This is a genomic window from Synechocystis sp. FACHB-908, from assembly GCF_014698595.1.
In the GTDB taxonomy this organism is placed as follows: domain Bacteria; phylum Cyanobacteriota; class Cyanobacteriia; order Cyanobacteriales; family Microcystaceae; genus Synechocystis.
On record NZ_JACJTH010000036.1, the window covers coordinates 13508 to 27510 of the forward strand.

The following is a 14003-nucleotide window of genomic DNA, read 5'->3' on the forward strand; positions in this document are numbered from 1 at the left end:
CAGACAGTAGCGATAGCGACTTCTATCAAGCTTGTATTAAAAGTACTTTAGCCGTTTATGTTGCCCTATTTTTGATTGAATTAGCTATACATACTCATTATTTATCTTTGACTATTGAAAATGAACACTCCCCCCGATCCCAACTCAAAAGCCACCATTTTGGTTGTGGATGACACCCCGGATAATCTAGCTTTGATGAGTGGATTATTGAAAGATTACTACCGGGTCAAAATTGCCAATAACGGGGAAAAAGCCCTCAAGGTTGCCCAAACTTTACCCCCACCGGATTTAATTCTGCTGGACATTATGATGCCGGGCATAGATGGCTATGAAGTTTGTGCCCATTTAAAAGCAAATCCGGCCACCCAGAGGATTCCCGTAATTTTTCTCACGGCCAAGTCAGAAATTGAGGATGAACGCAAAGGGCTGGCACTAGGGGCAGTGGATTATATTACTAAGCCCGTTAGTCCACCAATTCTGATGGCCAGGGTTAATACCCAGTTGACGATCAAAGCGGCGGCGGATTTTTTGCTTGATAAAAATGCTTTCCTAGAGCAGGAAGTGGCCAGACGTACCCAGGAGATGATGGCGATTCAGGATGTAACTATTCAGGTGATGGCTTCCCTGGCGGAAACTAGGGATCATGAAACGGGTAATCATATCCGCCGTACCCAAAATTATGTCCGGGCTTTGGCTGAGCAATTAAAAAACCATCCCCGCTTCCAGAAATTTTTAACCGATCACACCATCAATTTGCTCTATAAATCGGCTCCCCTCCATGACATTGGCAAAGTGGGAGTGCCGGACCACATTCTGCTTAAGCCCGGTCCCTTAACAGCAGAAGAATTTGAAATTATGAAAACCCACACCACTTTGGGGCGGGATGCCATTGTCCAAGCGGAAAAAAGTTTGGGAATGAAGGTGGATTTTTTGCAACTAGCCAAGGAAATTGCCTATTCTCACCAGGAAAAATGGGATGGAACCGGTTATCCCCAAGGGCTATCGGGGGATGATATTCCCATTGCGGCCCGTTTGATGGCGATCGCCGATGTTTATGACGCTTTAATTAGTAGTCGGGTTTATAAAGAAGCGATGCCCCACGAAGAGGCGGTGGCCATTATCGAAGCCGGCTACGGCCAACACTTTGATCCCGATGTGGTTGATGCGTTTATGGCTATTCATCCCACTTTTAAAACGATCGCCGCTGAGTTCGCCGATAAGGGGTAATGGCCATGGCGTATTAAAGAAGTACAGGTTTTGTGACTGTATGGCGATCGCCGTAATATTCCGGCAAAAAGCCTAGCCAAGGGAAAAGTTTGGGGTTAACGGGCTGAAATTAAGATTTATGGCGCAGAATTGGTTAAGACTAGCAACATTAGACCCTGAGCACCATGAAATTTATCTCCAGCTTCTTTGCCCTAGCCACAGTTCTTGCTTGCCAACCCACGGTTTTTGCTTTCGAGCCAGCGGAAGCAATTAAGGTAGAAACCATCCTCAAAACCGAAACTAGTTGGGATGGTCAACCTCTGGCTTACCCAGAAGGCCAAGCAGAAATCACTGGCATGATGATCGAAATTGCCCCCGGTGCCGAAACGGGTTGGCATTCCCATCCAGTGCCCTCCTTTGGCATTTTGCTGGAAGGGGAATTGGAGGTCACCCTCCTAAATGGGCAGAAAAAGCTCATCAAAACCGGGGACGCCATCGCTGAAGTGGTGAATACAGTACACAATGGCCGCAACGTGGGGGAGGGCCCTGTGAAAATTTTGGTGTTTTATGCCGGAGCGAAGGATTTGCCCGTAACCGTTAAGGATCAGCCCAATTAAACTGCCTAAGAAAACTGAAGCGCTCATCCCTAGGTGGCAAAAGGAAAAATTGCCCTGGTTTTTAGCCCCTGCCTCCCCGGTGTGGGAAAAACCGATAAACTAGGCACAATGGTCATTTGAAAACAGTGGGATTTCCATCCCAGGGCGATCGCCTAGAATTTTGGCCGGCTTCGTATTTTTCGCAAACGTATGTTTAATTGGTTCCGTCGTCAGTTTGGTAAAGATAACACTGCCCCCGAGTCTGCTCCCCCGGAAGGGGCGGAGGTTAGTCCTGAATTGGCACCGGAGGTAATCCAGGCAGAAACCGAATCCCCCAGCGAGGAAGATTCTCAAACAACGGAATTAGCTGCTCCCCCCCCCGAGGAACCAAGCTCAGACACTGCCAACCCGGACGATTATCTCCAATGGGCGAAAGCGGCGTACCAAAATATTCAGGCCCGTAAAGCGGAAACTGTTAGCCCGCCAGAGTCTGCCGCAGCGATCACGGTTGAAGCAGGAATAGAAGAAACCGCAGAAGAAATAGTTGTTGCCCCCGAATCTGACCAAGCAACAGCTACAGAGGCAGATCTCCCTTCTCCTGAAACCGAAATAACAACCGGCCCCGCTTGGTTACAAAAGTCCGATCGCCTAGAAGCCTTAAAAGAAACGGCGGTGGAAGAAGCCACAGTGGCGGGCACCCTAACTGCTGAATCCATGGCCATGGACGATGACTTCATGTGGTCAGCCAAGGTCCTAGCGGCCCAAGGGCGATCGGCAGCGGATGTGTCGGCGGAAGAAATTGATTGGCTGAGGAAACTGCGGCAGGGACTGAGTAAAACCAGGGTTAACCTAGTCAACCAACTTAAATCCATCGTGGGCCAGGGGCCCCTCAACGAGGCGGCGGTAGAGGAGATTGAAGCGATTCTGCTCCAGGCCGATGTGGGCGTTGAAGCCACCGATTACATCATTACCACCCTTCAGGACAAATTGCGAGAGGAAGCATTGCCCCCGGAACAGGCCATTGAATTCCTCAAAGAAATTTTGCGTTCCATCCTCGATCGCCCTTTGTTATCCCTGCCCAGTGCTGAATTTGCCCCGGAAGCGGAAGGGCTGAATGTCTGGTTATTGACGGGGGTTAATGGAGCCGGCAAAACCACCACCATCGGTAAGTTGGCCTTTATGGCCAAACAATCCGGTTATGACTGTGTGATTGCGGCGGCGGATACTTTTCGGGCGGCGGCGGTGGAACAGGTGAAAGTTTGGGGGGAAAGGAGTGGCGTTCCCGTCATTGCTAACCCTGGGCAAAATACTGACCCGGCGGCGGTGGTCTATGACGGCATTAGTGCAGCCCAGTCCCGTAACGTTAATTTGCTGTTGGTGGATACGGCGGGAAGGTTACAAAATAAGAAAAATTTGATGGACGAGCTAGCCAAAATCCGGCGCATTATCGACAAAAAAGCCCCCAACGCCACGGTGGAATCTTTACTAGTATTGGATGCCACCCTGGGGCAAAACGGTTTACGCCAAGCGGAAGTATTTGCCGAGGCCGCCAAATTGAGCGGAGTGGTGCTGACCAAATTGGATGGCAGCGCTAAGGGAGGGGTGGCCCTGGCGGTGGCCCAGCAGTTGAATCTGCCCATTCGTTTTATCGGTGCAGGGGAAGGCATTGAGGATTTGCGTCCCTTTTCCAGCTATGAATTTGTTGAAGCCCTACTAAACGGTTAATATTTTTGTGCTAAGAGCGACCAGTGATCGATCGCCGTTGTTTGAGTGTAATCCTGCCCTGGACGGTTGGTCTTTGGGGGGGCGGGATCCGGAAACCATCAAACGGTTAATGCCTTTTTGGGAATGGTTTTACAAATACTATTTCCGGGTGCAGACTAGTGGCTGGGAAAATTTACCGCCGGGACAGGTATTGCTGGTGGGTTCCCATAATGGCGGCCTTTCTTCACCGGATATGGTGATGATGATTTACGACTGGTTTCGTTGCCAGGGTTTACATCGCCCTGTGTACGGTTTAATGCATCCCACGGTTTGGAAAATGAGCCGTCCCCTGGCAGAGTTGGCCGTTAAGGTGGGGGCAGTCCAAGCTCATCCCAAAATGGCGATCGCCGCTCTGCAATCCGGGGCCAGTGTGTTGGTTTACCCCGGTGGAGCCCAGGATGTATTTCGTCCCTTTAGCCAACGACATGAAATTTATTTTGCCGGTCGTAAAGGTTTTATTAAATTGGCCCTGCGGCAAGGGGTACCCATCGTCCCGGCGATCGCCGTCGGTTCCCACGAAACTCTGTTGGTTATGGGGGATTGCTACGACCAAGTTAAATATCTCCATGACCTTGGTATGCCTTGGCTATTGGACGTGGACCCGGTGGTTTTTCCCATTTATCTGGGTTTGCCCTGGGGTCTAGCGTTAGGCCCCCTGCCCCATGTGCCTTTACCGTTGACTATGCACACTCGCATCTGTCCACCGATCTACTTTGAGCGTTACGGCAACGACGCCGCCAAAGATAAGGATTATGTCGAGCAGTGTTATCAACTGGTGAAAACGGAGATGCAACGGGAGCTAGATCAACTGGCTGAAACTGCCAATATTTTGCCTCAATTAAATTTTCTCTGAACAGGGTTTGGCCCGTAAAAACACTTTTGTCGTAACTGGCTTGATAAAAATATTTGAAGCAGAGTAATAGGTAAATGTCGACTTCATCTATAGCGGTGAATCTATAGTTTTGCTGGAAAATATCATTGTGCGGATGGGCGCAAAAATCCGCTGATGTTTGTTGGAATAAATTAAAATCAAACTAGTCTGGTCTATATCAGCCGGGACATTAGCAATCATCTGTCTCCCCCAGAATGAAGTCTTTTTTCCTCAACACATTTTCTCCGTTGCGTAGTACGGCCAGATTCTGGGTGTTAGTGGCCTTACTCACTTCCATGGAGTTATCTGCCAGCCAGTTGAGGGATACGGAACAAGCGGTGGCCATAGAGGAGTCAAAATGCACCGATTGCGTTGAAGGTAGGGGGACAGGAATTGTTCGGGGGGAAAGTTTTGCCCAGGTTGAAACGGTTCCCACCGAGGCCAAGGTGGAGCAGATAAAGCCAATGATCGAAAGAATAAGTCCACATCTAGGATTGGTGGGGTTCGGACTGGCGTTTATCGGGGTATTATGGCTGACTTATTTGCTCAAAAAAGATCGGCAAACCAAGGCGCAATTAGCTTTTCAAGCACGGCGGTCCGATGTTTTGTTGGAATTACCCCAGTACGCCGATCGCCTGAGTGAAGTGGAATTTTTACAACGGGGTCAGGAGTTTGCAGAGGAACTGACGAAAAGTAAGATCGCCTTTATTCATTTTGTCAATGATGACGAACAGACCATTGAATTGGTGGCTTGGTCCCGGGCCACCTTGGCCAACTATTGTCGTGTTGTAGCCGCTAGCCATTATCCCGTGGAAGAAGCAGGCATTTGGGCCGATGCGTTGAGACTCCGTCGCCCGGTGTTGATCAATGATTACGCCACCCACCAAGGGAAAAAAGGTTTGCCGGAGGGCCATGCCTATTTAGCCCGGTTGATCAGCGTCCCTGTTATCGACGATGGCAAAGTGGTGATGCTCACCGGGGTTGGTAATAAGGACGTTTTTTACACTGACCAGGATGTGGAAACCGTGCAATTAATTTCTAATGAAATCTGGCGCATTGCCCGTTCCCGTCGCCTAGTCAAAAAATTAACGGAAAGTGAAAACCGTTACCGCCTGGCCCAGGCGATCGCCAAAATTGGTAACTGGGAACTGGACTATGCCACCAACGTGCTTTTTTGGTCGCCGGAAGTGTTCAATCTGTTTGAGATTGCCCCCCAGGATTTTGCTGGAACCTATGAAGCCTTTCTCAATCTCATTCATCCCGGCGATCGAGAGTTGGTTGATGAAGCCTATCAGTGCCATCTGCAAAAATATCAACCCTACGATATTGTCCATCGCCTCCTAATGCCTGATGGTCGGATTAAGTATGTTCAGGAGCAATGTAATACCGTTTTTGATAAAAATAATCTGCCCCTTTTATCGAGGGGAACTATCCAAGATGTTACGGAGTTACAGGAAGCACAAATTTCCCTAGAACACCTCAATGAAAAATTAGAGCAACGGATTCAGGAGCGAACTCAAGAGCTAGAAAACAGTCAAGAAAGCTTATTGGAAGCAAAGCTGGTGGCGGAGGGGGCCACCAAAGCCAAAAGTGAGTTTCTCGCCAATATGAGCCATGAAATCCGCACCCCCATGAACGCCATCATTGGCATGAGCGAGTTGGTTTTGCAAACGGATTTGACCAGTCAACAACGGAACTATCTCCAAAAAGTCCAGTATGCGGGGGAGTTATTGTTGGGAATTATCAACAATATTTTAGATTTTTCCAAAATGGAAGCGGGCAAATTAGAGCTTGAGCAAAAGCCTTTTTCCGTGGAAGAAGTGATGGGTAATCTCCACAGTATTTTAGGCATCCAAGCGGAAGCCAAAGGTTTAACCCTTAACTTTCATCTTGATCCTAGAATTCCCCCGATTTTAGTTGGCGATCGCCTCCGTCTCAGCCAGATTTTGATCAACCTGGGCAATAATGCAGTCAAATTCACCAACCAAGGCGAAATTACCATTCGGGGCCAGTTGTTAAAAACCGAAAACGAGCAAACCAAACTACAATTTTCGGTCACAGATACGGGCATTGGTTTGACCCCCGACCAACAAAGCAAACTGTTTCAATGGTTTAACCAGGGGGAAACCTCCACCTCCCGCCAGTACGGGGGCACGGGTTTGGGTTTAGCCATCAGTAAATCCCTAACGGAGTTGATGGGAGGAGATATTTGGCTGGAGAGCGTGGTGGGCCAAGGAAGCACCTTTCATTTCACGGTTTGTTTGGGAACAGCTTCCCCAGCGGTGGCCCAAGATTATCTGGTTAGTCGGGTCTCCATTCTGGAGGCGAAACCATCGGTAACCCAGGCGATCACCCAACTGGAGGGGGCCAGCATTTTACTGGTGGAAGACAATGAGATTAACCGGGAATTTGCCCATGATCTACTGACTTCTAAAGGGTTGCGGGTACAAGTGGCCAATAACGGCCAAGAAGCTTTAACTTTGTTGACCAGTAATACCTACGATGCCATTTTAATGGACATTCAAATGCCGATGCTCAATGGTTATGATGCCACCCGGGCCATCCGGCAACAGGAATATCACCGCAATCTGCCCATTATTGCCATGACCGCCAATGCTATGGCCGGCGATCAGGAAAAAGCCCTAGATGCAGGCATGAATGACCATTTAACCAAGCCAATTAAGCCTGATCTACTTTTCCAAACCCTAGCCCATTGGATTCCGCCCAATTCTGCCAGGGAGAAAAAAAATCCAAGCAGCAATCTAAAAGCAGATTTGTCATTTTCCTCCATGACGGGCATTAATCAACAGATTGGCATGCAATATATCGAAAATGTGGAGCTTTACCACCGGCTTTTGGTTAAATTCGGCGATCGCTACTCCAACTTTGCAGATCAATTTAGAACAGAGCAAGCCAGCGACGACCCCACAGCGGCAACTCGCTATGCCCACAGCATCAAGGGTGCAGCGGCACTGCTGGGAATAGAAAATGTGCACCATACAGCTCAGCAGTTGGAAGATAGTTGCCGTGAACATGAGTCACCGGAGATGATTGACCGCCATCTCTAGGCCGTTCAAGCCGCGCTAGAACCTGTGCTGTCTGCATTAAAAATGCTCTGAAATGGGCGTTCGAGACCTAAAAAGTGGGCAGTGGGAGGGTACTGAGTTCATACTGTGGAATGCCTAAGGAGGGCTTGCTTGGGTCATCCTCAGCCTTTTTCACCATTTCTTTCTTTTTGAACTCAGGTTAAACTAATCCGATTTCGCTAAAGCGAGGGAATCCGGCCATGGCTAGGCAACCCCTTTTCTGTCCGGTACTGAAGAGACTTTTTCCCCTAACTTGGGCTCTGTACCCTGTAATATGCGTTCAATATTGGTCCGGTGACGAACAATCACATACATCCCTGCAAGAAAGGTAAAGGCAAGATAGGGCGGGGGCAATTGGAGAGCTAGGGCAATGCCATTAACGGCGATCGCCGCCACAATGGAACTCAGGGAAACAATGCGGGTGAAGAAAATTACGGTCAAAAAGGTGGCTAAAGTGCCCAGGGCCAACCAGATGTTGAGCATAAATAACACCCCCAGGCTGGTGGCAACGGATTTCCCACCGGAAAACTTGAGAAAAATGGATTTGCTGTGACCCAGCACCACCGCAATGGCCACCCCCAAAGTTAACCAGTTTTGCCAGGCCGCTGGTAAGGCCGGCAACCAATCTCCGCTGTAAATGGCCCGCACCAAGGCCACAGCCATTACCCCCTTACTGATATCAATGGCTAAAACGGCGATCGCCGCCGGTTTCCCCAGGGTGCGAAACACATTGGTGGCGCCGGTGGATTTGGAACCATGCTCCCGAATATCAATGCCCAATAACAGTTTGCCTGCTAGGTAACCAGTGGGGATAGACCCCATCAAATAGGTAATCAAGAGCAGACACAGGCAGAGTAAAAGAGCGGTGGTCATGGCGGCAGGGGACAATAATCAGCATGGCAGGGCTAACACCAATTATTTGCTGATCCGTGCCCAATGTCACCCAGTTTAAAAATTTTGGTTAAGCCAGCTAGAACTATCGCTCCATGTATGGCCAGCCCGTTTCGGTAAGATACGATACAGAGGATTTCGCATCACATCACCTATGGCTCGGCTTACTGCTCTATTTCGGACTTACGGGAAATATGCCTTCTTACCGGCGATCGCCTTTGGCTTGGCGGGGGGCATTGCCCTAGGGGTAACCGGGGTAATGAGTAAGTTATATCTAGGTTTGATGGCCATAGCAGTGATTTTTTTCTTCCTCTGGTGGACCTGGCTTTGGCAAAGATCCCAAGGTTTTCTCGGCCGGCGATCGACCCAATCTAGCGCTAACGTGATTGCCTCCACCCTAGCGGTGTTGGCGATTTTAACCCTCATTAACTACATTGCTTTTCGTTATCCTGTCGCCTGGGATTTGACCGAAAATCAACGGTTTACCCTCGCCCCCCAAAGTCAGAGCTTAGTGGCAGAGCTGGAACAACCCCTCAAAGTCTGGATTTTCGACGATGCCCCTAGTGAAAAAGATCGGAGGCTACTGCAAAATTACCAACGTTTCAGTGATCAATTTAGTTTTGAATTTGTGCACCCCGATCGCCGCCCTAAATTGGTACAGGACTTTAATGTGCAAAATAAGGGAGATGTATTCATCGAGTATGGCGACAAGAAACAATTAGTTCAAAATCTACTCAGCTTCCAGCAACGGGAAGACCTTTCTGAAATTCAACTCACCAATGCCATTGCCAAAGCCCAACGCCAGGAAATACCACAGGTTTACCTCGTCCAGGGCCATGGGGAATTGCCCCTCAATAACGAACCAAGGGGGATCTCCACCGCAGTGACCGCCCTCGAAAATCTTGGTGTGACAGTCCAACCCCTCAACGTGGTTACCGATGGAGGTATTCCAGAAGATGCCGATGCAGTGGTCATTGCCGGGCCGACCCGCAAGTTTTTAGCGCCGGAAATTGCTACTTTAAAACAGTACACCGACCAAGGGGGTAACCTATTAGTGATGGTATCCCCGGAAGCTGATGCCGGCTTGGAAGACCTTCTGGAGCCTTGGGGCGTAAGTTTTGATCCCAGACTGGTAATCGATCTTTCCGGAGCTGGTGGTGTGTTTGGCCTTGACCCCACCGTGCCCATTTTCAATCGTTACGGCAACCATCCCATCACCCAGAAACTCCAAGGGGCGATCGCCATTTTTCCCCTAGTACGCCCCGTGGCCACCAAGGAACAACCCCATATTCAAGCCACCACCCTAGTGGAAGCTTCGGATTTGATGTATGCCACCCAACTAATCAGTGAAGACCTGCAACCAAACCCGGAAACGGACTTGTTGGGCCCCTTTGATGTGGCTGTGGCTTTGACCAGGGAAGGGAAAGAAGTCAGTTCAGCCAAGGAAATGGAGACAGGCAATAATACTGAACCCGAAGAAATTAACCCCTCCCCTAGTCCCCCAGTTTCCCCCAGTCCTAGTCCCACCGGCAATGGCACCAATCAACCAGAGGCAATGCCAGAAAATGACAGCAATCAAGCTGGCGATCGGGAAGAATCACCGGCCGGTGAAAACGAAGACAGTGGCAATGATCAGGCCCAAACAGCTCAACAAAATGGCGACCCAGAGCTTCCCCCTGCCAAGATGGTGGTGGTGGGTAGTGCTGCCTTTGCCACCAATGCGTGGTTTAACGAAGCTGTCAACGGTGATATTTTTCTCAACAGTGTGCAATGGTTAGCAGAAAACGTTGACCAACCCCTTAATGTGCGGGCCAAAGACCCCACCGATCGCCGTATTAATCTAGGAGTGCGACGAGCTACGGTTTTAGGGTGGTTAACCTGGGTGATTGTCCCCCTAATCGGCCTAGGGCTAGCGGTGTTTACCTGGTGGCGACAAAGGTAAGGGTAATTAGAATTTTTTTAAAAAGTACCCCCGGAACCCCAAGTTTGGAGAAGAATCGGATTAAATTCTCCCGATATTGCCCAATCTTTAATGGGTCAATTCTGGTGAACAAATGATGCCAATAGGTCCTTAAAACCTCTTGAATACAAGGTTTTGAACACCATGGGAGCCCTTAATATTCCACCAGGGAAATAATTGGTAAATCCGGTAAACATTGACGGCCATTGAGGGCCGCAAGCTCAATGATAAAAGCAAAACCTAACACCTCACAGCCAAGCTTAGTTAACAATTCAGCAGTGGCCTTGGCGGTTCCCCCCGTAGCGATTAAGTCGTCCACAATTAACACCCGATGGTGGGGAGCTACCGCATCCTGATGGATTTCTAAAGAGTCTTTACCGTACTCTAAATCATACTCAACTCGGTGGACTGGGGCTGGTAATTTGCCTGGTTTTCGTACAGGGATAAAACCGGCATTCATTTGATAGGCAAGGGGCATGCCAAATAAAAACCCCCGGGATTCCATGCCCACCACATGGTCCGGCACAAGTTCCTGGCTTTCACATTGTTCCACCAGGGAGTCGATGGTGTAGCGCAGTCCCTCCGGACTATTGAGCAGGGTGGTTATATCCCTAAACATAATGCCTGGCTTGGGGAAGTCCGGTATATCCCGAATTAAAGCTTTTAAATCCATAATGCGATGGTTTAAGGTCGTTACGGCAACAGGTTCAGGCTACAGTGTACCTTTAACTGATGATTAGCGATAAATTCCCAACTCTACGGATAGGTGAGCGGTGGGGTACAGGGGAATTCTCTACAAGCATTATGCTGTGACGTTGCTAGATATCAGTAAACGTGTTTATCTCAACCACCCTTAATGAAGTTATTTCCCCTCCATTTACTGATGCCCTTACACTTGCAATAGGCTGTAAGGGTTTGTTCTACGGAAATAGTGCTATCTTAAGTAAATTCTCTAGCACCATAAGTAAAAACACTATGGGGTGAAGTATTAAACGGTTTAGGTTTTGCCATAGTCTAACCAAAAACGCCGTAGTTACAATAACTAAATTAAATTCATATTTTTCGTGATTCTAATATAAATTCAATTAGTTTATCTCTATCCCAAAGCTCCACTTTATTTCTGTATGCTAACTCTTTAGCATTTTCGGTATAACTATTATTAGTTACAACAATAGCAATATCAGCATCATAATATCCCTTAGCACCAAGAATTTCTTGAATAGCTTTTACACTAACAGCACTGGCACTTCTCTTTGCCTGAATAACATATTTTTTACGATCTTTCATCAAAATTAGATCAGCACCAAAATCTTGAGTTTGTTGAGTCAAAGATCCCCTGTAGCCCATCCTAGTAAAATGCGTTAGTAATACTTTTTCAAAATCAACTCCATCCATTTTATCAATACTATCCATACCGGACTCAATAAGTTTTTGCTGTTCTTTGCATTCTTTTTTTAAGTCTAAAGTATCATATAAAAATATGATATGAGAATTAATATAATTGGACGATTCTTCCCATTTTTTCATTTTATTTCTTTTTTCATTATTTTCCTCTTTCATTTCTTTACAAATTCTTGTGTCATAATAATGATCTTCTATTAATCTTGATTGGCTATCTACTGTTTCCCAAACAGAATAAATAGTTTTTGATTGCTCAATATATTTTTCTATATGTTCTATATCTTCTTCTAAATTTTTTGTATTTTTTCTGTCTTCACTCAAAATATTTTTGCTGACTTGATTCCATTCCTGGCTTATTCTCTCTTTTTCAAAAACTAACATTTCTCCGTATCTTTCAACAGCATCCCATATTGCTTTAGCTTCAGTATTTCTAGCTTCCCTTTTTTTCCTTTTTTCTTCTTCCTTTTTTTTATCTTCTTCATCCCAAGCATTTTTAATTTTATTAAATCCCCAAACAAATGTAGCAGTAGCACCAGCACCTATTAACCAAGGAAGAACTAATATCATTTACCATTTCCTCTAAACGTATAAATTTATTATGAAATTAAGGAGAGCTAAGCGCTACATAAGTTAATTATTCTATACACACTAGCCTGACTAATCCCCAACTCCCTTGCTACATAAGCTTTAGACCTACCATGACGTACAAGAGTTACAACCTGTTCCGGTACACCGTCACTGATAGGTTTTCTAGCCTCATACTTCTCTTCAGCCTTAGCTACCCCTTCACGCTGACGCTCTAGCATCATCTCTCTTTCAAACTGCCCCACACCACCAAGCAAGGTAATCGTCAATCTTCCCAACTTCTGGTAGTTTGCTAGTAAGTTACAGTGCCAAACTTAACGGCCAGAATATTTTTTGCATAAAAGCTTTGACCATGGGTTTGTTACGGAAAAGTTTTTATGTAGATTTGAGCCCCCTAAATATTTTGGCTTTCAGTAAACCAGCAAAAATGCCACTGGTCAAGAACATAACAACGGAATAAATTGCAGCAGGAATGGCCATAATAGGAGCATTTAAAAGAGTTGTGGCAATGGCGATCGCCAAAGTGCCGTTTTGGATACCCACTTCAATGGTGATAGATTTTCTTTCAGCAAGCCCTAGCCCCGCCAAGATAGCAATGCCATAACCCAGCCCCATAGTGAGAAGATTGAGCGTTACAGTTACTCCCCCCACTTGGAGGAAAAAGTCTGCCAAGTTTTCCCGCTCTTTGACTAGAATAGCAACGATAATAATACCAAGAAAAAATAGGGAAAGCCATTTAACATTTTTCTCCATTACCATGGCAATTTTAGGCAAGAAATGGTAAAAAATCATACCTAAGCTAACCGGAATAATGGTAATTACGGCAATTTGTAAAACGGTTTTGAGAAAAGGAAGTTGGAGAGCAAATTGTTCCCCCATAAAATAATTTGCCGCCAGATTAACCACCAGGGGAATGGTGATGATCGTGACCAAACTACTGATGGCAGTTAGGGTAATGGAAAGGGCCACGTTGCCTTTGAGCAAATAGGTAATTACATTGGAAGTGGAGCCACCGGGACAGGCGGCCAAAATCATTAACCCCACTGCTAACTCTGGGGACAAAGAAAACAAAGATGATAGCCCGAATCCCACCATGGGCAACATAACTAATTGGGCGATTAAACCAATTGCAACGGCTTTGGGTTCTAGCCAAATGCGATTAAAGTCTTTAATGGTAAGCCCAAGCCCCATGCCAAACATAATCAAAAAAAGAGCCAAGGGCAAGAAAATAGTTGTTAAAAAATTGGACTCCATGGGAGCAAATGATAAAAATTAATTTGATTTGAAATGGAAGTGTTGAATGATATTTGAAATAAAATCAAAAACTCTTTAAAATTGTAAAATGCGGGGTAAATTCTTTGCAAATAAACAAAGTGAGTGTATCATAATTTTGCTAAATTGCGAAAGAGCATTTGTTTTGTCTACCTGAAAATGGCCACCCAAAATTAGACATATTTTAAGACGTATCTAAGTTTATGCACATCTGGTTAGGATTGGTCCTAGACTAGAGTCAGATGAAAACGGCAAATGTATTGAAAAGACTTAACTTGCAGGGAGTAACGTCCCAACAGGTGTTTTATGGAGTAAATTTCCCAGCAATTTGGTAAAATTCAGCCCCGTCAAACTTTGTAACCAACTAGCTA

General features: G+C 46.6%; 11 protein-coding genes. 6 read left to right on the forward strand and 5 right to left on the reverse strand.

Translation table 11 applies throughout. The features are described 5' to 3' along the window. Positions 1-120: 120 nt before the first annotated feature. The 5 genes from H6G46_RS13240 to H6G46_RS13260 all read left to right on the forward strand — a co-directional run bounded on the left by H6G46_RS13240 (position 121) and on the right by H6G46_RS13260 (position 7505). Positions 121-1227 carry a two-component system response regulator gene (locus H6G46_RS13240; RefSeq protein ID WP_010872619.1) on the forward strand — a complete coding sequence of 369 codons (1107 nt, stop codon included), beginning with the start codon at positions 121-123 and terminating at the stop codon, positions 1225-1227. 164 nt (positions 1228-1391) lie between these two features. Then, on the forward strand, positions 1392-1823 hold the full coding sequence (locus H6G46_RS13245) for a cupin domain-containing protein (RefSeq protein ID WP_010872620.1): 432 nt from the start codon (positions 1392-1394) through the stop codon (positions 1821-1823). A gap of 189 nt (positions 1824-2012) precedes the next feature. Next, positions 2013-3527, forward strand: a complete 1515-nt coding sequence (gene ftsY, locus H6G46_RS13250) for a signal recognition particle-docking protein FtsY (protein WP_010872621.1) — start codon at positions 2013-2015, stop codon at positions 3525-3527. Between the two features lie 7 nt (positions 3528-3534). Beyond that, on the forward strand, positions 3535-4419 hold the full coding sequence (locus H6G46_RS13255) for a lysophospholipid acyltransferase family protein (RefSeq protein ID WP_010872622.1): 885 nt from the start codon (positions 3535-3537) through the stop codon (positions 4417-4419). 233 nt (positions 4420-4652) lie between these two features. After that, a complete protein-coding gene (locus H6G46_RS13260) occupies positions 4653-7505 on the forward strand; it encodes a response regulator (RefSeq protein ID WP_010872623.1) in 2853 nt (950 codons plus the stop codon). A gap of 222 nt (positions 7506-7727) precedes the next feature. On the opposite strand, the gene plsY is transcribed toward H6G46_RS13260, so the two are convergent. Beyond that, positions 7728-8396, reverse strand: coding sequence for a glycerol-3-phosphate 1-O-acyltransferase PlsY (gene plsY / locus H6G46_RS13265; protein WP_010872624.1), 669 nt, complete (start codon positions 8394-8396; stop codon positions 7728-7730). Positions 8397-8568: 172 nt separating this feature from the next. Here plsY and H6G46_RS13270 point away from each other — a divergent pair, with 172 nt between their 5' ends. Beyond that, entirely contained in the window at positions 8569-10356 is a 1788-nt protein-coding gene (locus H6G46_RS13270; protein WP_010872625.1) for a GldG family protein, read from the forward strand. A gap of 172 nt (positions 10357-10528) precedes the next feature. Here H6G46_RS13270 and apt read toward each other — a convergent pair whose 3' ends face one another. From apt to H6G46_RS13290, 4 genes are all read right to left on the reverse strand, one after another. After that, positions 10529-11047 carry an adenine phosphoribosyltransferase gene (gene apt, locus H6G46_RS13275; RefSeq protein ID WP_010872626.1) on the reverse strand — a complete coding sequence of 173 codons (519 nt, stop codon included), beginning with the start codon at positions 11045-11047 and terminating at the stop codon, positions 10529-10531. A 380-nt stretch (positions 11048-11427) separates the two neighbouring features. Next, a complete protein-coding gene (locus H6G46_RS13280; RefSeq protein ID WP_010872627.1) occupies positions 11428-12342 on the reverse strand; it encodes a restriction endonuclease in 915 nt (304 codons plus the stop codon). 47 nt (positions 12343-12389) lie between these two features. Continuing rightward, on the reverse strand, positions 12390-12584 hold the full coding sequence (locus H6G46_RS13285) for a helix-turn-helix domain-containing protein (protein ID WP_199303631.1): 195 nt from the start codon (positions 12582-12584) through the stop codon (positions 12390-12392). A 151-nt stretch (positions 12585-12735) separates the two neighbouring features. Beyond that, on the reverse strand, positions 12736-13614 hold the full coding sequence (locus H6G46_RS13290; protein ID WP_010872629.1) for a bile acid:sodium symporter family protein: 879 nt from the start codon (positions 13612-13614) through the stop codon (positions 12736-12738). Positions 13615-14003 lie beyond the last annotated feature (389 nt).

Bases quoted from the DNA above. Each gene is read 5' to 3' on its own strand.
- H6G46_RS13285 (WP_199303631.1), bottom strand. From the start codon at position 12,584: ATGATGCTAGAGCGTCAGCGTGAAGGGGTAGCTAAGGCTGAAGAGAAG.
- apt (WP_010872626.1), bottom strand. From the start codon at position 11,047: ATGGATTTAAAAGCTTTAATTCGGGATATACCGGACTTCCCCAAGCCA.
- H6G46_RS13290 (WP_010872629.1), bottom strand. From the start codon at position 13,614: ATGGAGTCCAATTTTTTAACAACTATTTTCTTGCCCTTGGCTCTTTTT.
- ftsY (WP_010872621.1), top strand. From the start codon at position 2,013: ATGTTTAATTGGTTCCGTCGTCAGTTTGGTAAAGATAACACTGCCCCC.
- H6G46_RS13260 (WP_010872623.1), top strand. From the start codon at position 4,653: ATGAAGTCTTTTTTCCTCAACACATTTTCTCCGTTGCGTAGTACGGCC.
- H6G46_RS13280 (WP_010872627.1), bottom strand. From the start codon at position 12,342: ATGATATTAGTTCTTCCTTGGTTAATAGGTGCTGGTGCTACTGCTACA.
- H6G46_RS13270 (WP_010872625.1), top strand. From the start codon at position 8,569: ATGGCTCGGCTTACTGCTCTATTTCGGACTTACGGGAAATATGCCTTC.
- plsY (WP_010872624.1), bottom strand. From the start codon at position 8,396: ATGACCACCGCTCTTTTACTCTGCCTGTGTCTGCTCTTGATTACCTAT.
- H6G46_RS13240 (WP_010872619.1), top strand. From the start codon at position 121: ATGAACACTCCCCCCGATCCCAACTCAAAAGCCACCATTTTGGTTGTG.
- H6G46_RS13245 (WP_010872620.1), top strand. From the start codon at position 1,392: ATGAAATTTATCTCCAGCTTCTTTGCCCTAGCCACAGTTCTTGCTTGC.